21 protein-coding genes and 2 pseudogenes are annotated in these 18,798 nt (G+C 32.2%); 21 read left to right on the top strand and 2 right to left on the bottom strand.

Going from position 1 to position 18,798, the window contains the following annotated elements:
* The first annotated feature begins 14 nt into the window (after nucleotides 1–14).
* The 16 genes and pseudogenes from HGPB_RS00895 (at nucleotide 15) to HGPB_RS00825 (ending at nucleotide 13,659) form a co-directional block, all read left to right on the top strand.
* Nucleotides 15–923, top strand: a complete 909-nt coding sequence (locus HGPB_RS00895) for an aminoglycoside nucleotidyltransferase ANT(6)-Ia (RefSeq protein WP_001255866.1) — start codon at nucleotides 15–17, stop codon at nucleotides 921–923.
* Nucleotides 920–1,462: a streptothricin N-acetyltransferase Sat4 gene (sat4, locus tag HGPB_RS00890; protein ID WP_000627290.1), complete on the top strand. Its 543-nt coding sequence runs from the start codon at nucleotides 920–922 to the stop codon at nucleotides 1,460–1,462. The genes HGPB_RS00895 and sat4 overlap by 4 nt, the downstream gene beginning before the upstream one ends.
* 92 nt (nucleotides 1,463–1,554) lie before the next feature.
* Nucleotides 1,555–2,349, top strand: coding sequence for an aminoglycoside O-phosphotransferase APH(3')-IIIa (aph(3')-IIIa, locus tag HGPB_RS00885; RefSeq protein ID WP_001096887.1), 795 nt, complete (start codon nucleotides 1,555–1,557; stop codon nucleotides 2,347–2,349).
* A 275-nt stretch (nucleotides 2,350–2,624) separates the two neighbouring features.
* Nucleotides 2,625–3,197, top strand: a complete 573-nt coding sequence (locus HGPB_RS09155; RefSeq protein WP_001079938.1) for a helix-turn-helix transcriptional regulator — start codon at nucleotides 2,625–2,627, stop codon at nucleotides 3,195–3,197.
* A 23-nt stretch (nucleotides 3,198–3,220) separates the two neighbouring features.
* On the top strand, nucleotides 3,221–3,577 hold the full coding sequence (locus HGPB_RS09150; protein ID WP_000374054.1) for a WYL domain-containing protein: 357 nt from the start codon (nucleotides 3,221–3,223) through the stop codon (nucleotides 3,575–3,577).
* Between the two features lie 110 nt (nucleotides 3,578–3,687).
* Complete coding sequence (locus tag HGPB_RS00870) at nucleotides 3,688–4,347, top strand: dihydrofolate reductase family protein (RefSeq protein WP_000802831.1); 660 nt, start codon at nucleotides 3,688–3,690, stop codon at nucleotides 4,345–4,347.
* 809 nt (nucleotides 4,348–5,156) lie between these two features.
* Nucleotides 5,157–5,282, top strand: a complete 126-nt coding sequence (locus HGPB_RS09080; protein WP_017771940.1) for an erythromycin resistance leader peptide — start codon at nucleotides 5,157–5,159, stop codon at nucleotides 5,280–5,282.
* A 57-nt stretch (nucleotides 5,283–5,339) separates the two neighbouring features.
* Nucleotides 5,340–6,071, top strand: a complete 732-nt coding sequence (erm(A), locus tag HGPB_RS00865) for a 23S rRNA (adenine(2058)-N(6))-methyltransferase Erm(A) (RefSeq protein ID WP_000810833.1) — start codon at nucleotides 5,340–5,342, stop codon at nucleotides 6,069–6,071.
* A gap of 216 nt (nucleotides 6,072–6,287) precedes the next feature.
* Entirely contained in the window at nucleotides 6,288–6,812 is a 525-nt protein-coding gene (locus HGPB_RS00860) for a phosphotransferase (protein ID WP_001176020.1), read from the top strand.
* A gap of 45 nt (nucleotides 6,813–6,857) precedes the next feature.
* The gene (locus tag HGPB_RS00855; RefSeq protein ID WP_001041171.1) at nucleotides 6,858–7,247 is read left to right on the top strand and encodes a cytidine deaminase family protein; all 390 of its coding nucleotides are present in this window, start codon (nucleotides 6,858–6,860) and stop codon (nucleotides 7,245–7,247) included.
* Nucleotides 7,238–7,930, top strand: a complete 693-nt coding sequence (locus HGPB_RS00850) for an MBL fold metallo-hydrolase (protein ID WP_019131791.1) — start codon at nucleotides 7,238–7,240, stop codon at nucleotides 7,928–7,930. The genes HGPB_RS00855 and HGPB_RS00850 overlap by 10 nt, the downstream gene beginning before the upstream one ends.
* A 469-nt stretch (nucleotides 7,931–8,399) precedes the next feature.
* Entirely contained in the window at nucleotides 8,400–8,987 is a 588-nt protein-coding gene (locus HGPB_RS00845; protein ID WP_019131790.1) for a type IV toxin-antitoxin system AbiEi family antitoxin domain-containing protein, read from the top strand.
* A gap of 146 nt (nucleotides 8,988–9,133) precedes the next feature.
* A complete protein-coding gene (locus HGPB_RS00840; RefSeq protein WP_019131789.1) occupies nucleotides 9,134–9,982 on the top strand; it encodes an AraC family transcriptional regulator in 849 nt (282 codons plus the stop codon).
* 65 nt (nucleotides 9,983–10,047) lie between these two features.
* Nucleotides 10,048–10,513, top strand: a pseudogene (locus tag HGPB_RS00835) (nucleotidyl transferase AbiEii/AbiGii toxin family protein); the annotation flags it as partial.
* Between the two features lie 426 nt (nucleotides 10,514–10,939).
* Complete coding sequence (locus HGPB_RS00830; RefSeq protein WP_019131787.1) at nucleotides 10,940–11,965, top strand: DUF4297 domain-containing protein; 1,026 nt, start codon at nucleotides 10,940–10,942, stop codon at nucleotides 11,963–11,965.
* Nucleotides 11,965–13,659: a hypothetical protein gene (locus HGPB_RS00825; protein WP_004838629.1), complete on the top strand. Its 1,695-nt coding sequence runs from the start codon at nucleotides 11,965–11,967 to the stop codon at nucleotides 13,657–13,659. The genes HGPB_RS00830 and HGPB_RS00825 overlap by 1 nt, the downstream gene beginning before the upstream one ends.
* Before the next feature lie 357 nt (nucleotides 13,660–14,016).
* Here HGPB_RS00825 and HGPB_RS08530 read toward each other — a convergent pair.
* Together HGPB_RS08530 and HGPB_RS00815 are read right to left on the bottom strand one after the other, a co-directional pair.
* Nucleotides 14,017–14,169: pseudogene (locus HGPB_RS08530) on the bottom strand (relaxase); the annotation flags it as partial.
* Nucleotide 14,170: 1 nt separating this feature from the next.
* Nucleotides 14,171–14,527 carry a plasmid mobilization protein gene (locus tag HGPB_RS00815; RefSeq protein ID WP_019131786.1) on the bottom strand — a complete coding sequence of 119 codons (357 nt, stop codon included), beginning with the start codon at nucleotides 14,525–14,527 and terminating at the stop codon, nucleotides 14,171–14,173.
* 291 nt (nucleotides 14,528–14,818) lie between these two features.
* Here HGPB_RS00815 and HGPB_RS00810 point away from each other — a divergent pair, with 291 nt between their 5' ends.
* From HGPB_RS00810 to HGPB_RS00790, 5 genes are all read left to right on the top strand, one after another.
* Complete coding sequence (locus HGPB_RS00810; RefSeq protein ID WP_004835128.1) at nucleotides 14,819–15,391, top strand: TetR/AcrR family transcriptional regulator; 573 nt, start codon at nucleotides 14,819–14,821, stop codon at nucleotides 15,389–15,391.
* Nucleotides 15,392–15,442: 51 nt separating this feature from the next.
* Nucleotides 15,443–16,021 carry an MptD family putative ECF transporter S component gene (locus tag HGPB_RS00805; RefSeq protein ID WP_019131785.1) on the top strand — a complete coding sequence of 193 codons (579 nt, stop codon included), beginning with the start codon at nucleotides 15,443–15,445 and terminating at the stop codon, nucleotides 16,019–16,021.
* Entirely contained in the window at nucleotides 16,021–16,710 is a 690-nt protein-coding gene (locus tag HGPB_RS00800) for an energy-coupling factor transporter transmembrane component T family protein (RefSeq protein ID WP_019131784.1), read from the top strand. The genes HGPB_RS00805 and HGPB_RS00800 overlap by 1 nt, the downstream gene beginning before the upstream one ends.
* Complete coding sequence (locus HGPB_RS00795) at nucleotides 16,707–18,155, top strand: ABC transporter ATP-binding protein (protein WP_019131783.1); 1,449 nt, start codon at nucleotides 16,707–16,709, stop codon at nucleotides 18,153–18,155. Before HGPB_RS00800 ends, HGPB_RS00795 begins: the two co-directional genes overlap by 4 nt.
* Before the next feature lie 12 nt (nucleotides 18,156–18,167).
* On the top strand, nucleotides 18,168–18,798 hold a 631-nt coding region (locus tag HGPB_RS00790; protein WP_036737968.1), incomplete at its 3' end, for an MATE family efflux transporter.

Raw genomic sequence — 18,798 nt, 5'->3', positions numbered from 1 at the left:
CGAGGAGTATGTAAATGAGATCAGAAAAAGAAATGATGGATTTAGTACTTTCTTTAGCAGAACAGGATGAACGTATTCGAATTGTGACCCTTGAGGGGTCACGCGCAAATATTAATATACCTAAAGATGAATTTCAGGATTATGATATTACATATTTTGTAAGTGATATAGAACCGTTTATATCTAATGATGACTGGCTTAATCAATTTGGGAATATAATAATGATGCAAAAGCCGGAGGATATGGAATTATTCCCACCTGAAGAAAAGGGATTTTCCTATCTTATGCTATTTGATGATTACAATAAAATTGATCTTACCTTATTGCCCTTGGAAGAGTTAGATAATTACCTAAAGGGCGATAAATTAATAAAGGTTCTAATTGATAAAGATTGTAGAATTAAAAGGGACATAGTTCCGACTGATATAGATTATCATGTAAGAAAGCCAAGCGCAAGGGAGTATGATGATTGCTGCAATGAATTTTGGAATGTAACACCTTATGTTATTAAAGGATTGTGCCGTAAGGAAATTTTATTTGCTATTGATCATTTTAATCAGATTGTTCGCCATGAGCTGCTGAGAATGATATCATGGAAGGTCGGCATCGAAACAGGCTTTAAATTAAGTGTAGGCAAGAACTATAAGTTTATTGAAAGGTATATATCCGAGGATTTGTGGGAGAAACTTTTGTCCACCTACCGGATGGATTCCTATGAAAACATATGGGAAGCATTATTTCTATGCCATCAATTGTTCAGGGCGGTATCCGGTGAGGTGGCGGAAAGGCTTCATTATGCCTATCCGGAGTATGATAGGAATATAACAAAATATACCAGGGACATGTATAAAAAATACACTGGTAAAACCGGCTGCCTGGATAGCACATATGCCGCTGATATAGAAGAGAGGCGGGAACAGTGATTACAGAAATGAAAGCAGGGCACCTGAAAGATATCGATAAACCCAGCGAACCATTTGAGGTGATAGGTAAGATTATACCGAGGTATGAAAACGAGAATTGGACCTTTACAGAATTACTCTATGAAGCGCCATATTTAAAAAGCTACCAAGACGAAGAGGATGAAGAGGATGAGGAGGCAGATTGCCTTGAATATATTGACAATACTGATAAGATAATATATCTTTACTACCAAGACGATAAATGCGTCGGAAAAGTTAAACTGCGAAAAAATTGGAACCGGTACGCTTATATAGAAGATATCGCCGTATGTAAGGATTTCAGGGGGCAAGGCATAGGCAGCGCGCTTATCAATATATCTATAGAATGGGCAAAGCATAAAAACTTGCATGGACTAATGCTTGAAACCCAGGACAATAACCTTATAGCTTGTAAATTCTATCATAATTGTGGTTTCAAAATCGGCTCCGTCGATACTATGTTATACGCCAACTTTGAAAACAACTTTGAAAAAGCTGTTTTCTGGTATTTAAGGTTTTAGAATGCAAGGAACAGTGAATTGGAGTTCGTCTTGTTATAATTAGCTTCTTGGGGTATCTTTAAATACTGTAGAAAAGAGGAAGGAAATAATAAATGGCTAAAATGAGAATATCACCGGAATTGAAAAAACTGATCGAAAAATACCGCTGCGTAAAAGATACGGAAGGAATGTCTCCTGCTAAGGTATATAAGCTGGTGGGAGAAAATGAAAACCTATATTTAAAAATGACGGACAGCCGGTATAAAGGGACCACCTATGATGTGGAACGAGAAAAGGACATGATGCTATGGCTGGAAGGAAAGCTGCCTGTTCCAAAGGTCCTGCACTTTGAACGGCATGATGGCTGGAGCAATCTGCTCATGAGTGAGGCCGATGGCGTCCTTTGCTCGGAAGAGTATGAAGATGAACAAAGCCCTGAAAAGATTATCGAGCTGTATGCGGAGTGCATCAGGCTCTTTCACTCCATCGACATATCGGATTGTCCCTATACGAATAGCTTAGACAGCCGCTTAGCCGAATTGGATTACTTACTGAATAACGATCTGGCCGATGTGGATTGCGAAAACTGGGAAGAAGACACTCCATTTAAAGATCCGCGCGAGCTGTATGATTTTTTAAAGACGGAAAAGCCCGAAGAGGAACTTGTCTTTTCCCACGGCGACCTGGGAGACAGCAACATCTTTGTGAAAGATGGCAAAGTAAGTGGCTTTATTGATCTTGGGAGAAGCGGCAGGGCGGACAAGTGGTATGACATTGCCTTCTGCGTCCGATCGATCAGGGAGGATATCGGGGAAGAACAGTATGTCGAGCTATTTTTTGACTTACTGGGGATCAAGCCTGATTGGGAGAAAATAAAATATTATATTTTACTGGATGAATTGTTTTAGTACCTAGATTTAGATGTCTAAAAAGCTTTAACTACAAGCTTTTTAGACATCTAATCTTTTCTGAAGTACATCCGCAACTGTCCATACTCTGATGTTTTATATCTTTTCTAAAAGTTCGCTAGATAGAGTTCTATATTAGAGATGTAAAGAGTTTTGGTGAAGAGGTTTGTGAGTATGGCTTTTATAACCAGGGTGCAATGAGAAGCACTAACAGCAGCTAGCTTAAGAACGCATAGGATATACTTTTTATGGAAGTCACAGAGGAGGAATAAAATTTGAACAGGATTAACAGAGTAACCTCTATTCTTATTCAGCTGCAATCAAAAAAAATAATTCCTGCCAAAGAAATTGCACAGCGATTTAATATAAGCTTAAGGACAGTTTACAGAGATATCCGGACACTTGAAGAAGCCGGAATACCAATTGGATCTGAGGCCGGAAAAGGATATTTTCTTGTAGAGGGCTTCCTACTTCCGCCGGTAATGTTTACAGCGGCGGAAGTGGGTGCATTGATTACAGCAGGGAAATTTTTAAATTGCCATGGAGATGAATCATTTATAAAGGATTTTGATTCAGCTATGTATAAAATCAAATCTATTTTGAAGCATGGTGAAAAAAACTATGCACAGGAGTTGGAGAACAGTATTAACGTGTACAGCACATCTGGACAGAAAAATACATTGGCGGATAACGTTATTGCAGCAATTCAGACTGCAATCTGCAATAAAAGGGTAATATCAATTCAATATCCTGCATCAGGAGGGCAAGAACCGGAAAGCAGAATGATAGAGCCTATATCACTGGGGTTTTATGAACAGAACTGGTACTTAATCGGTTTTGCAGGCTAAGAAATGAATATAGGAATTTTCGTGTGGATCGGATTAAAAGCATTTGCATAGAAGAAGAGCTCTGTCAAAGCCATGATGGCTCTTTGGAACAAATATTAAAACAAATGCTTTCATATAAAAAACTATATAATGTAATTCTTAGAGCTGAAAAAGGGGAGACATACAATTCTATCAAGAACAGGTATTCTCTCGGCTTCCTTGAAGAAACCGATTTGGGAAGTAAAATGGAAATCGAATTCCAGACAGATTCCTTTGAGATATTGAGCAAGCAGCTGATTGAATATGGATCAGGCATTGAAATAGTCCAACCTGATGAATTAAAATGCATAACCCGTAAACACCTGGCACAAATTACGAATCACTGCCTAAACTTGATTTAGAGAAAGCGATTGGTCTGTTATGTATTTTTTGTAAGGTTTCATATCCCCTGCTGACATACAGCTGTCAGTGTATTATGATATTCTACTATCAAAAAGGAGGATTGAAAAATATGAAACCAAAGATAATTATGCACACACAAATTAGCCTTGATGGCCGCATTAAAGGCTTTGATAATCCGGAAGTTTACTACCAGGTTGCCGGGGGAATTCATTCGGATGCGGTGCTGTTTGGGTCCAATACTGTTTTTACTGCATTTGAAAAATATCCTGCTGAAACAGAGGCTGATTTTGAGAAAATCATAACAAGCCCGGAGGACCCCAGACCAATAGGAGTCATACCTGACAGCAGAGGTATCTTGAGAAGTCTTCATTGCTTAAGAAATCTTGGATATCTGAAGGAAATTGTCATTCTGGTATCAACTGCCACTCCGAAGGAATATTTGAATTATTTGGAGGAAAGGCATTACCCATATATTGTGTCAGGAAATGATCATGTGGACTATGAAAAAGCCTTTCAGATCCTGCATGAGCAATATGGGTGTAAATACATGCGGACAGACAGTGGCGGTGGATTAACCAACAAATTATTAGAAAACGGACTTATTGATGAAATCAGTCTTGTGATATCACCATGTTTTGTAGGTAATAAAGAAAAACAACTATTTGATAACCTTCTGTTATCTGAAAAAGTTAATTTGGAATTGCAGGGAACAGAGAATGCAGAACATGGCTGTCTGTCATTGCGCTATGCTGTGAAAAATAAGGATTAGTGCAGCATACTTTAAAAAGTGTCTGTTGGGACAGTGTCCTAAAGGAAGCATAAGCTCATGGCTAGCGGCGGTGTTAAAGTAACGGCACTCGGCCCCAATATATAGTTGATATGCCCCTAAGCCTTTGAGGGCAAGGCGGTCAACCGCGCCTTTTCCGGTCCGCATACAGTCGTTCAATGAGGGTATCAAGCTCGGCAATGCGGCGGTGCTTCTCGGTGGTTCGTTTCTTCGCCGCCGTTTTCGGCTAATTCTAATTGATCCGAACTGTAAGGATAAGCAATTATCCGGGGCTAGTTAAGTATCTTAGAGAGGAAGATAAAGATAAGTAAACCAATTTTAAAGTTGTACCGAATAAAGCCTTCAAGAGGACAACATGCTTTTGAAGGCTTTATTGCTTACAATTACTTGGATTGTGACGCAAAAGCAGGCACCAAATCAATGAAAAATAGCCTATCCAGGCGACTGTTTCAGAAATATGGGCTTCCGCCAAGGGGATACCAGTGGGGTGCGACATCTTTTTTGCCCACTCAAGGCACGTTGAAGCAGCAATTCTGATGACGTATTGTGGTTTGGACAAGGAATAATAGGAGTCAACCACAACATGTAGTGGTTTGAGTACGAAAATTGGGTCAAAAACAGGCTAAAAAATACCGTTTTTTGACCCTTTTAAATAGGGCATTTGACAGATGACATTTGATGTTTCGGGATTAAAAATCCATAGGGTGAGGTAGATTAGCACAGAACTTTATTGAATAGAGAAATTAAAAGTGATATAATCAGTTGCATAAGGAGGAGTTAAATATGTGTACATGTATTGCAGTAGTAGATATTACTTTATCTCATTTATAATGAAAAAAATTAAAGGAGGTAAAGGTATGGGTATGTTTTCTATATTTGTTATTGAGAGATTTCATTATCAACCAAACCAAAAATAATTGGTTATAATGAGCTCTTAAGATTAGTTCATTATAACCGGCAAGGAGAAGTTTATAATGAAACAGAAAAACCCGAAAAATACGCAAAATTTCATTACATCTAAAAAGCATGTAAAGGAAATATTAAAATATACGAATATCAATAAACAAGATAAAATAATAGAAATTGGGTCAGGAAAAGGACATTTTACCAAGGAACTTGTGGAAATGAGTCAACGGGTGAATGCTATAGAGATTGATGAAGGTTTATGTCATGCCACGAAAAAAGCAGTTGAACCTTTTCAGAATATAAAAGTTATTCATGAGGATATTTTGAAGTTTAGCTTTCCTAAAAATACAGACTATAAAATATTTGGTAATATTCCCTACAATATTAGTACTGATATTGTAAAAAAGATTGCTTTTGATAGTCAAGCGAAATATAGCTACCTTATTGTAGAGAGGGGATTTGCTAAAAGGTTGCAAAATACCCAACGAGCTTTAGGTTTGCTGTTAATGGTGGAAATGGATATAAAAATTCTTAAAAAAGTGCCACGAGCATATTTTCACCCTAAGCCTAATGTAGATTCTGTATTGATTGTACTTGAAAGGCATAAACCATTTATTTTAAAGAAGGACTACAAAAAGTATAGATTTTTCGTTTATAAATGGGTAAACAGGGAATATCATGTTCTTTTTACTAAAAATCAATTAAGACAGGTGCTGAAGCATGCGAATGTTACTGATCTTGATAAATTATCCAATGAACAATTTTTGTCTGTTTTCAATAGTTACAAATTATTTCAATAAATTAAAAATAATTAAGCGTTCTCTAACTTTAAGAGAACGCTTAATCTTATTACATTGAAAAATGCATTCTATTATTTTCAATTATTATGATATAACATAACTATCATTTTACTTATTTGCATATTTGCACGAAAATATAGTTATCGACGACTATTCTGATAATAGCAACTAATATAGTCAATGATAACTCAAAATTTATTGATATAGTAGGTATATGTGCAACTAATTAGGGAAGATTTTAGCTTGCCATTTCTGAAACAGCTAAAACAAGTATTGCGTAAAGAATGCGCCAGTCTTCCCATGGACTTAAAATGCTTGCTTGGGGCACACATAAAACCCCTTGAACAATCTATTGACAGAGTTGAAGGACTGTCGGAGATTCTAAGACGAAGTAATCCTAAAATGGCCCTATGCCATACAGATATTCATAATTGGAACTTGATGCAACGGGATGAGCAGTTAGTTCTAATTGACTGGGAAGGCTTGAAATTGGCTCCAGTAAAAGCTGATCTCATGTTTTTTGTTGATAAGCCATATTATGATGTATTTATGAACATATACCTGAAATTACACAAAGATTTTTTAATCAATACGGATGCTTTGTTATTCTATCATATTAGACGTAAACTAGAAGATATATGGGAGTTTATTGAACAACTTTTATATGACAATCAAGAGGATAAGGAAAGAAATGAAACTATAAAAGTTCTTGATGGTGAACTGAATAACTTAGTGTTTTGAAAAAAGAATAACGTATTATTAAGCTAAATAATATTGGAGAAGAAAATGAATAAACAAGAATTATATCAAATTGCTTTCAGTATAATTAATCATAAAAAGTTACGGAACTTTGGAACTTCAGGGCATGTTGCGTGCGCGTTGGAGACAAATAGCGGTAACATCTTTACAGGAATATGCATTGACTTGCCCTGTTCTATTGGCTTATGCGCTGAACAGTCAGCTATTGCTGAAATGGTAAAGAACAATGAAACTGCAATCAAAAGGATTATCGCTGTATTTGAAGATGGGAGTATACTTCCACCATGTGGAAGGTGCAGAGAGTTTATTGCACAGATAGATAATCAAAATATAGAGACCCAAATTGTATTACCTGAAATGGAAGAAGTGTTGCTGAAAGATTTATTACCAGAAAGGTGGGATGGCAAATGGAACTGAAAAAGATAACTAGCAGGGTCTTTTATTATCCACATCAACCAGAAACTGATAGGCCTATGTTGGCATACTTAAATGGAGATAAAATTGCACTTGCCATTGATGCAGGAAATTCAGCAGACCATGGTGATGAATTTTATAAATCCCTAGAAATCGAGGACCTAAAGAAGCCAGATTTTACTGTCATCACTCATTGGCACTGGGACCATACCTTTGGAATGCATAAAATTCACGGATTGTCCATTGCACACCATAAAACCAACGAGTTTTTGAAACAGGAAAGAGCCAAACTATCTGACAGTGCATATATAAAATTTTTGATAAATGATGATGAGTGCCTAGCTAGAGAATATGTAGATAATAAAAGAATTATTGCCGTTCTATCGGATATCCAATTTGAAAAAGAGCTTACCCTTAAACTCGGTGGAATAACCGCAATGATTTTTCATACGGTTTCACCCCATTCGGAAGATACGGTGCTTATCTATATTCCTGAGGAAAAAATATTGTTCTTGGGAGATTCAACAAGCGAGGATTTCTACGATGATGGGTATATGGATAAAGAAAAATTAATGTCATTAACAAATTTGATAGAAAGTTTCGACTGTAAGTATTGTATTTTAAGTCATGCAGAGCCTCTAACTAAATCAGATTTATTAGATTACTTAAAATCCATTCTAAAATAATAATCCATGAGGTGTATTGATATGTTCCCGTCTACCGATAGCCCCAAAAACGCAGTGGATATGTTCCCGAGAACGGACACACTCAAATGACATTCATTCTATCCTCTCAAGCCACGCGGAGACTATAGCGCTGATACAAAAGATGTAAATATAGAAATCCTGCATTTTAAGCAGTTTTATAAGCATTTTGTCTTTGAAAAAGATAAAGAAGGATATGTTAAAAAGACTAAAAAAAACTATATGGACGTAATAGTAGTTTTGCAACTGGTATGAGGAGACACAAAGAAAAAATTAATAAGATAAACTCATTTTGTACTTTCTATAAGAGTAGCTTAAAAGGCTGCTCTCTTTTTATTGAAGGGAGTAAGGATTCGTTACATCCTTCTCAAAATATAAATTACTCATAGCCCAGCTTTACATATTCGCTTTTATAACATATAACAAAAGCGTAAACGAGAGGAGGCGGACTATGGATACACTTAAAAATTATATACAAGAAAATTTAGTAATCACCAACAAAGAAGCAGAAGAACTTGGATATACTAGGCATAATCTATCAGAATTAACAAAGAGCGGACAATTAGAAAGATTAAGACCGGGACTATATCAATTAAAAGGAAAAGTAATAGACGATTTTGTTCTAATATCATCAAATAGTAATCGAATTATATTTTCTCATCAAACAGCCCTCTACCTTCACGACCTATCCGACAGAACTCCAAATGTATTTCATATATCTTTACCCCAAGGCTACAATGCAAGCCATATTAAAAATAGATATAAAGACTCACAAGTTCACTATGTAAAGAAAGATTTATACGAACTAGGAAAGACAGAAATAAAATCACCACAAGGCAACCTTATTCCAGTTTACGATATAGATCGAACAATTTGCGATATCATAATCGACAGAGAAAAAATAGATAAACAAATTTTTACAGAAGTCATAAAAAGACACTTTAAATCACAAAATAAAAATCTAAGACGACTCATAAAATACAGTAGACTATTTAAAATAGAAGATGAGGTTAGAAAATACGTGGATGTATTATTGTGATTAATATCGAGAGTATAAAGGGCAAGATAAGAAGTCTGGCAGAGAAGAAAAATAGTATAAACATGTGATGCTATAATATTTGTATTAGCATTATCGGGTATAATTTAATAAATCCTTGTACAATTTAAATGAAAGGTGGTAGAAATATGGATATAATGAAATCTTTTAACTTAGCAATAGAATATATTGAAGATAACTTAACTGATGAACTTGATGAAAAAGAAATAACACGGATAACAGGATATTCATTTCCAATGTTTTCAAGAATATTTTCAATCATATCAGGATATTCATTATCTGAATATATAAGATTAAGAAAGATGACAAATGCTGCAATTGATTTAAAAAATTCAGATAAAAGAATTATAGACATCGCAATAAAATATGGTTATAATTCTCAGGATTCTTTTGCTTTAGCTTTTAAAAGTTTTCATAAGCTAACTCCAGGTCAAGTAAAAAAAGGAGAAAAGTATCAATATTTCCCAAGAATCTACTTTTCAATTTCAGTTCAAGGAGGAAATCAAATGGATATTAAAATTGAGAAAAAGAGAGCGTTTAAAGTAGCTGGTATTAAATCAGATGTAACTAAGAGTTCAAATTTCCCAAAAGTTTGGGATAGACTAGTTGAAAAAGTACCAAGAGAAAAATTTGAAGAGTTTGGTAATGGTCAAATCTTTGGCGTAGGATATGACTATATAATGGATGAAGAAGATTCATTTATATACTTAGCTGGTTTTGATTTAACGGATGAAGTAAAAGCTGAGGAGTTAGGGTTAGACATACTCAGCATTCCTGAAAAAGAGTATGCTATTGTAAGCTTAGAAGGTCCTATACCAAAGTGCATTCACGAAGGATGGAAGTATATTATTTCATATTTCTTCCCTAAAGAAGGATATAGACATGATGAAAGTCCTGATTTTGAAGTATATGGAGATGGAGACCCTAATTCAGAAGATTATCAAATGGAATTATGGGTTCCTATAGCAAAAGAGTAATTTAAATTTGTTTAACGGCATCTATCAAATGGTAGGTGCTTTTTTGATTGCTATTAGTAAAAATAGGAATGAGTAAAAATTCCTATGAAACTTGACCTAACAACGGGAGAAGTAACAATACCAAGGGAAATAGAATATACCTATCCCTGTATCTTTAGCAAAGAAAATATAAAAATAATGTTATACCTATTAGAAACAATTTTAGCTGAAAAATACGAAACCATAATCAGAAGAAATATAACAACAACACGAATGAGAGACTTTTATGACCTATACACTCTCTACAAGCTGAAAAAAGATGAGATAGATTATGAAATTTTAAAAGAAGCAATAGAGAGAACCTCAAAAAAAAGAGGAAGTCAGGAGATAATGAAAGACTATGAGGAAATAATCGAGGACATAAAAGAAGATTCATACCTAAGATCCTTGTGGGAAGTATATCTGAGTGAAAATAAGTATATTGGAGATCTGAGCTTTGATAAGGTTGTTGATGTGGTAACAACTTTATCAAATAGGATTAATGAGATGTAATTTAACAGACACTGTCTGGCATATCATAGATAAAAAATATTAAGTATTAGAGAAGTGAAATGATTTTATTTTTTTAAGCATAAATTTTATATCAAGGAGAACGTTTTATTTTTGACGTATATTTAATGGTATAATAGAATAAATAAAAGATTTAAGTAGGATGTAGTGATATCATTTAATTATAAAATGTTATTACAAAAATAAAAGAATTAGGTATGATAAATAGTGAATTTATGGAAAAGCAAAATTAGGAAAATTACATTTTATAAATTAAGACAGACAAAATTTAATTACAGATGTTCTGTTTTTGATATTTTTGAATTAGAAGGCATACAGAAGATTATAGAGTGATTTTTGAAAAAACTAATTAAATATTATAAAGGTTACATTATAAATGCATGACGACATAAAAGTGAGGTGATTATATTGGAATATTCGAACTATTATATGAATTTACCATTAGATTTAGCAGGTAGTAGAACGAAAAATAGATTTAGAGTTGAATTGTTGTGGGGAGTTGGTAAATTAATTGATGCATATAAGCTGTACGATGACTATACAATTGTGTTTGATTTCAAATGTGATATTGAATTGCATCGTGATAATGGTCTTGATTTTTACCAGGTGAAAACAATAAATAGAGGTAATCATAGTTCTAAAACACTAACTAAGAGAAAAGGAAATAGTAGATCTATTTTGGGAACATTGTATGCTCTTTACAACCCAAATCATAATATAAAGCTGGCTGTAGTTTGTAATAAGCATTTGAAAATTGATAGTAAAGAAGATTTAAGGCAAGAAGTTTGTTTAGGTGAGTTGGACAAAACAGTAATAGATTTTATTGAAGATAAATTGCAAGAAGAACTAAAGTTATCAGAAGTCATTCTTGATAATGTTTTTTATGTATGTGAAAGTATGGACTTAACAAATCCTCATTATGCTTTGCTTGGAAAGTTAATTGAAGCTTTCCAAGAAATAAAAAATGAAGAACCTAATAATCCTAATGCTTTATTTCGATTAGTATCTGATACAGCTCAGAAAAAAGCTTCTTATGAGATGGCAATCACTAATTATAATGATGTACTAGAATTAAAAGGAATTTCTAAAAATGAGTTTAATAAAATGCTTGAATCTCATAGGAAAAAATCTATAACAGGCATTGAGCAGGTTAAAGATTATATTAAAACTTTATTCCCATCAGAAAGAAGATTATATAATCAAGCTTTAACTAATTTACTGGAAATTGATCAAAGCCATGAGTTGAATGTATTAAAGATATCAATTTTTGAGTATATTGAAGGGAATATAGATAAGATAAAAAACGAAAATGACCTTTTTAATATTTTAAATAATGTATTTGATAGTGAATTCCCTATAGAATACACAAAATACATGAAAAAAGTATTTTATTTAATGGTATTTTATTTATACACAGAGGGAGGTGATATTTAATGGATGTTATTTTCAATAAAATATATATTTTTGATATTTTAACTAAAGAGGCTTTTGTTACATGTTTTGAAAAAGGTTTAAATATTGTTACTTCTAGTAACATTGATGGAACAGATAGAGGGAAGTCAGTCTTGTTACGTAGTTTATATCATACTTTGGGTGCTGATGCCCACTTCGATAAAAAATGGAAAAATGAAGATAAAGTATATATTTTAGAGTTTTCGGTTAACGATAATATATATTTTATATATCGCCATAAAAAGTTATTCAAAGTATTTAATGATGTTTTTAAGATATTATTTCAAACATCAACTATAATTGAGTTATCATATTTTTTAAGCAATATTTGGGATTTTGAAATATTTTTACCGAATAGAAGGACTGAGAAGCTGGAGATTGCTCCACCAGCATATACATATGTAATGAATTTTATTGACCAAGATTATTATGATGGAACATACTTTAGTTCCTTTAAGAGATTAGGACAATATCAAAATTTTAAACCTGATGTAATATATGCACAATTTGGAATATATGATAAGAATTATTTTGAACATGTTGAAAGTAAACAAAATTTATTGGAACGTATAAATGATTCAGAAGACGCATACAGAGAAACTAGTAGAATGAAAGAAAAAGTATCTAAACTATTAGGTAATATTGTTGTGCCTGAAAATTTAAAAGAGCTTGAAAGGGAGCTTTCTATTAGAACAAAGGAATATGATTATATTCTGAATTCTATTAATAAATTTAGGTATGAGCTTACAAATTTACGAAATGAAAAGTATGAGCTTGAAATTGCATTGAACCAAATTGAAAGGTTTAAGAATAAAAAGGAAAAAGAAATAAAGTATATTTTAAATACAGATATATGTCCTGAATGCCATTCAGTTTTGAAAGATACAACTGATCTTAGAAGTAAAAGATACAATTCAATTGAGGATTCGTTATATATAAAGGACAGCATATATGAGGATATAGAAAAGATTTCAAAATCAATTTTACAAATAGAGGGTAGTTATAAAGAGTTTTTAGATAAGTTGGAATCATACAAGAAAAACATTGGTATAGCTAAGACAGAAATAAAAAATTATAGCAGCTATATGGGGCTAAATGAACTATATAATAGTTTAAATTTAGAGTTATTTAATGAGTTTAATTTGCAAGGAGAACTTAAAGAGAAACTAGAAAATATTGAGGAAGACTTGAAGGAAGTATCTAAAATTAAATCGGATATCAATAAAAAATATTATGATATGATTGATAGGGAAGTCTTAAAGTTTGGATTGAATGAGTTAGAGGAAGCACAATATAAAGCAATTAATCGAGTTTTTTGTGCAAGTGGAAGTAATAAACCAATTTCAACAGTTATATGGTATTTTATACTTAATGATATTAAAAAAATTTTTAATAATAAATGCTTGAATTTACCTATGGTATTAGATAGCCCTAAGAATGCGGAGATGGATTATGATAAGGCACAATCCTTAATTGAATATATATTAGATAATTCATCAAATTATACCCAATTGATTTTTTCATCAATTGGGTTTGAAAGAAGGAATTTTGAATTTGAAAGCGAAATAAATATTATAGAGCTAAAGAATGACAAATATCAGTTGCTTGATTCTGAAACTTTCTCAAAATATAAATATGTTTTAGAAAATGCTTTAAGTGCCCAATTGATTAAATAGTAAGATAAAATCACCTATATATCTACATCCTAGTCTACATGAATAAATAATTTTTTTCTTATTTTATAAAGTTTAACGATATTGTATTTTTATTAAGAATACTCTTGCAAAAGGGTATTCTTTTTTTATTGCTTACTTTAGTGAATTGAGCGAACGAAAGAATTCATGTGGAGGAAATTAGCTTTAGCTTCAAGCACCAAGAAAACATCCTTAAAGTATAATTTTGATAATAGCATGGAAGCTGGATATGCAAAGATTATATAGTATTTGCACAAAAAAATAAGCTGAAATTAATTTCAGCTTAAGCTTGACTTTTGTTAGCAGGTTTTTGTTTCAAAAAATGCTATAGAATATGATCTTTCGTGTTTTCATAAACTGAATATGGGCAGTAGATGGATGACATTTAAATGAAGAAACCAAGACTTTTTCATCAGTTTTTTCACTCTTGGTTATATAATCTATTGCCAAATTTAGAGTTGATTTTATAGGATGTATTTTTGTAATTGCCATACTAATCACCAGAACTTTCTTTTGATTTATTAAGAAGTAGGGAATGGATCTGCCATATTTCTCTTGATAATTTTTCTATCTGCTTATTCATAGATTCAATTTCATTTTTGTAAATAACACCAGTTGTATTAGTAGCTTTTGCAATCTGGTTTATATTGTTTGTTGCATTTGAAAGTAGCCATTGTAGGTTTCTAAATGGTTCTAAGTCTACAATATAAATTTCTTTTTCCAACACACATTTCCTAAGAAAGTGGGACATAGTTTTGCAATTAGCAAGTTTCATTTTCTTTTCAAAAACTTCCTTTTCTTCCTTAGTTAATTTTATTTCTATTCTTTCATTTCTAAATCTATTTGCCATTTTATTCTCCTTTATAAATATATTTCGGGGTCTTAGGGTTCTCCCTAACAAGGTAAAAATTAAAAAAATGGAGCATTCCGTAAAGGTTTGCTCCATTAATTTTTTCGTAAGTGTCCGTACACTTACTGTGCTTGCTATTAAAGTTATAAGCGTTAAGCGTTTATTCAATTTTATTGATTATACCGCATTTAAAGAAATTAATAAAGAAGTATAAGCGAAGCTATTGACAATGATTATCAGTGTTGATATAATAATACCGACAATAGTGTCGGTTTGGAGGTTATTTATGAAATGAAAATGGAAGCTGATGAAAGAAAAAAGCAGATTAGACAAGCAGCTATGAAAGTCTTTTTGGATAAGGGATTTAGAAATACAGTTATGAATGACATTATGGAAGCTACTGGGCTTTCTAGAGGTGGTTTGTATCATCATTATGGTTCTACCTATGAAATTTTATACGACATTATGTTAGAAGGAAATAAATACAGAGAGAAGATAATCTATGATGAGATGAATAAAACAAGTCAGGATTTTAGCGAAGTTTTATCTGAGATTATTTTAGAAAAAATGCTATATCAGAGTGACTATGTTTCAATTTATGCAATGTTTTTGCAGGAATTAAATCATGACGATAAGTTAAAAGACTTATATAAGAAACTAAAAAAATCATCATCTGATAGTATTCTAATGTTATTTGATGAAGATGTAAGAGGTGAATTAAGTGAAGTTATCGAATTAATAACTGATTTTATTAACACATTTATTCTAGGTTGTGAAGTTCTAAATGCAAGAGAAAATTTTGTGAAGAACAAACTTGCATTAAAAAAAATGATAGAAATTATCTTAGATAATAATGCTAAGTAAATCTTAGGGTTTACTCAGAAAGAAAAAATATATCTTAAATTGGAGGTTTATATGAAATTAAAAGATATAGTACAAATTGCAGTATTAACAGTAATTGGTTTTGCTATTGGAATGGCTGTTTCAATGTTTACAGGAACACTTGGAGCTATCGCTCTTTATGCTTCAGCTGGATTTGCAGCTTTTGTTGTTGGACCAGTTTTTGTAATAATGGCAAAAAGAATTCAGAAGAGAGGAGCTGCAGCCCTATTTTGGATTATATATGGTCTACTATATTCAGTGATGGGATATTGGATTATGATTCCTATCTGCCTAGTTTCAGCAATATTGGCAGAAATTATAATAGGTGATTATAAAAATAATACGAAGGTAGGAATAGCATTTTCAGTGGCTATGTTTATTGTTGCTATGCATCCTATTATCTTTGTTAAAGTTTTAGGAGTGGAAGGAATAGTTAAGTTTGCGTCTTCTATAGGCAGAGAGCAAGCTGAATGGATGGCGAGCTTTTATACGAATAAAGTAATAGCAATAGCTATGGGATGTAATGTAATATTAGAACTACTTGCAGGATGCTTTGGCATATATATAAACAATAAATTTTTTGAAAAGAGAAAAGAAAAAGGAATTTTGTAGTGAACAATTTTGGAAAAAGTAAGACAAAAGATATAAATCCAATCACTCTTTTTTTGATAATATTGATTTCGTCTTTCTTGGTTTTTCTTGTTAATGGAATAGCTTATTATGTTCTTTTGGGAATGAGCTTTGTGGTTGTCTTGTTATTTTCATACTTAGAAGCTATCAAAAGGGTGAGCATCTATTTAGGATTATATGTGTTAATAAAAATCTTATCTTATATTGACTTAGGATTAACTACTGGGGCAATAATAGGTCTAATTGCCTTGGTATTAAAATTATATCCAATTTTTAATATTGGTAGGGTATTGATCCTCACTAGCCCTCTCAAAATAATGGCAGCTTTAAGAAAGGTTCATTTTCCACAAATGGTAAGTATAGCTCTTGTAACTGCATTAAGATATCTTGGAGAATTAGAATCTAGAATTAAAGAAATACGCAATGGAATGAGGGTGAGGGGCTTAAAAATAAGCCCCTTACATCCTGTGCGTTCATTTGAATTTTATCTTATTCCACTTATCTATAAATGCCTTCAAGTAAGCGAAACATTAACATCTTCTATAATAACAAGAGGTATTGAGTATGAGGGTGAAAAAACAAGTTATAATCCAATATATTTTGGTATTTTAGATTATATTGTCATATTTTCCTTTTTGATGGTATTTGCATTATGGAGGTTAGAAGGATGAGCTTATTAAAAGCTAAAATTTTGAATTTCCGATATGATGAAGACAATTCTTCCGTTCTTGAAAATATTGATTTAGAAATTTACGAGGGTGAATTAGTTGTAATTACAGGCTTATCGGGTTGTGGTAAAACAACTTTGACAAGAATTCTAAATGGGCTTATCCCAAATCATTATAATGGAATTTTAAATGGAGAAGTGAAACTATTAGATAAAAATCTGATGGATTATAGAAAAGGAGAACTTGCAAAATATATAGGCAATGTCTTTCAAAATCCATCAGACCAGTTTTTTGCAACTATTGCCGATGAGGAAGTTGCTTTTGTTGGTGAAAATTTAGGAATGTCCTTAGATAAATTGAAGTTAAAAACAAAAGAAACTTTTGAAAAAATGGGAATTAGCGACTTGATGGATAGGAAGCTTTCAGAACTATCTGGAGGTCAGAAACAAAAAGTAGCAATAGCTTCCACGTTACTATATGATACAAAAATTATTTTCTTTGATGAGCCTTCGTCTAATTTAGATTATCATGGGATTCTACAGTTTAAGGATATCCTTTCTAATTTAAGAAAAATGGGAAAAACTGTTATTATAGTTGAACATCGATTATTCTTTTTAAATGACTTGTATGACAGGCTAATCTATATGAAAAACGGAACAATAGAGAGAATATTTTCACGTGGAGAACTTACAGAAGATGCTTGCAAAGAATATGGACTAAGAGCAATTAATTATAAATCTTTGAAAGCAGAAAATTTAGTTTGTCCTCAAGAACAAGCCTTAGAGGTCTCAGGCTTAAATATCAAAATAGGTAATAATGAATTAATAACAAATCTTTACTTTAGTCTCAATTCTGGAGAAATAATGGCAATTATTGGACAAAATGGAATTGGTAAAACAACTTTGGGAAAGACTTTATCAGGCTTAATTAAAAATAATGGGAAAACAAGTTATGGAAAAAATAAAAAAGAAAGGTTAAAAAACTCTTATTATATGATGCAGGACGTGGATTATCAGATTTTCTTTGATACAGTAGAAAACGAGCTTTTACAAAAAGATAGAATTAATGACAATGGATATTTAGATAGACTTAGAAAAGAATTAAAACATATTGACCTTTGGGAAAATAGGTATGATCACCCTCAAAATCTATCTGGTGGGCAAAAACAAAGACTTGCCCTATTGACAGCTTGTTTAAGTGGTAGAAAGTTAATAATTCTTGATGAACCTACGTCAGGTTTAGATTATAAGAGGATGAACGACATTTCTCAAATAATAAAAAGATATTCAAAAACTTATCCCTTTGCAATAATAACTCATGATATAGAACTTATTTTTAAGGTTTGTAACTCTGTGTTAATGCTTGGAAAAAATGGATACAAGAAAGTAAATATCCAGGGACATGAAAAAGAAATTTTGGAATTTATTAAAGATGGACTGATTGTGTAAGGAGTTGATTTTATGAAACAAGATATGAAAGAACAATTATTAACAAAAAGACCTATAGATTTACTTTTTCAATTATCTATCCCTGCTGTAATAGGAATGATAGTAATAGGTCTTTATCCACTAATGGATGGAATTTTTGCAGGAAATATTATAGGACAAACAGCAATGACAGCTTGTGGTGTAGCTATGCCACTTACATTTTTCAATAGTGGTGTATCTACACTTATTGGTGTAGGTTCAGCATCGGTTTTATCAAGAGCTATAGGAAAGGGCGACAAAAAAACAGTTGATAAAATTATGGGGAATTTAATCTTTTGGGTTATTCTATTCTCATCAATTATTACAATAGGCGGAATTTTACTTGCACCACATTTTTTAGATATGGTTGGAGCAAGTGGAGAAATTAAAGAATATGGTATCAGATATTTACGAGTAATTTTTATTGGTTCTTTATTTGTAAACTTTACTCAATCAGCAAACATGGTTATGCGTGGAGAAGGATTAATGAAAAAAGCAATGCTCATTATGGGGCTAGGAGCTTTTTTAAACATAATTCTTGATCCCATTCTAATGAAATTAATGGGAAAATATGCAATAGAAGGGGCTGCACTTGCAACTATTACAGCACAATTTGTTCAAGCAA

Source organism: Peptoniphilus obesi ph1 (genome assembly GCF_000311865.1).
In the GTDB taxonomy this organism is placed as follows: domain Bacteria; phylum Bacillota; class Clostridia; order Tissierellales; family Peptoniphilaceae; genus Peptoniphilus_E; species Peptoniphilus_E obesi.
The sequence above is the reverse complement of the archived record's forward strand: the minus strand, read 5'-3'. Positions and strand labels throughout refer to the sequence as shown.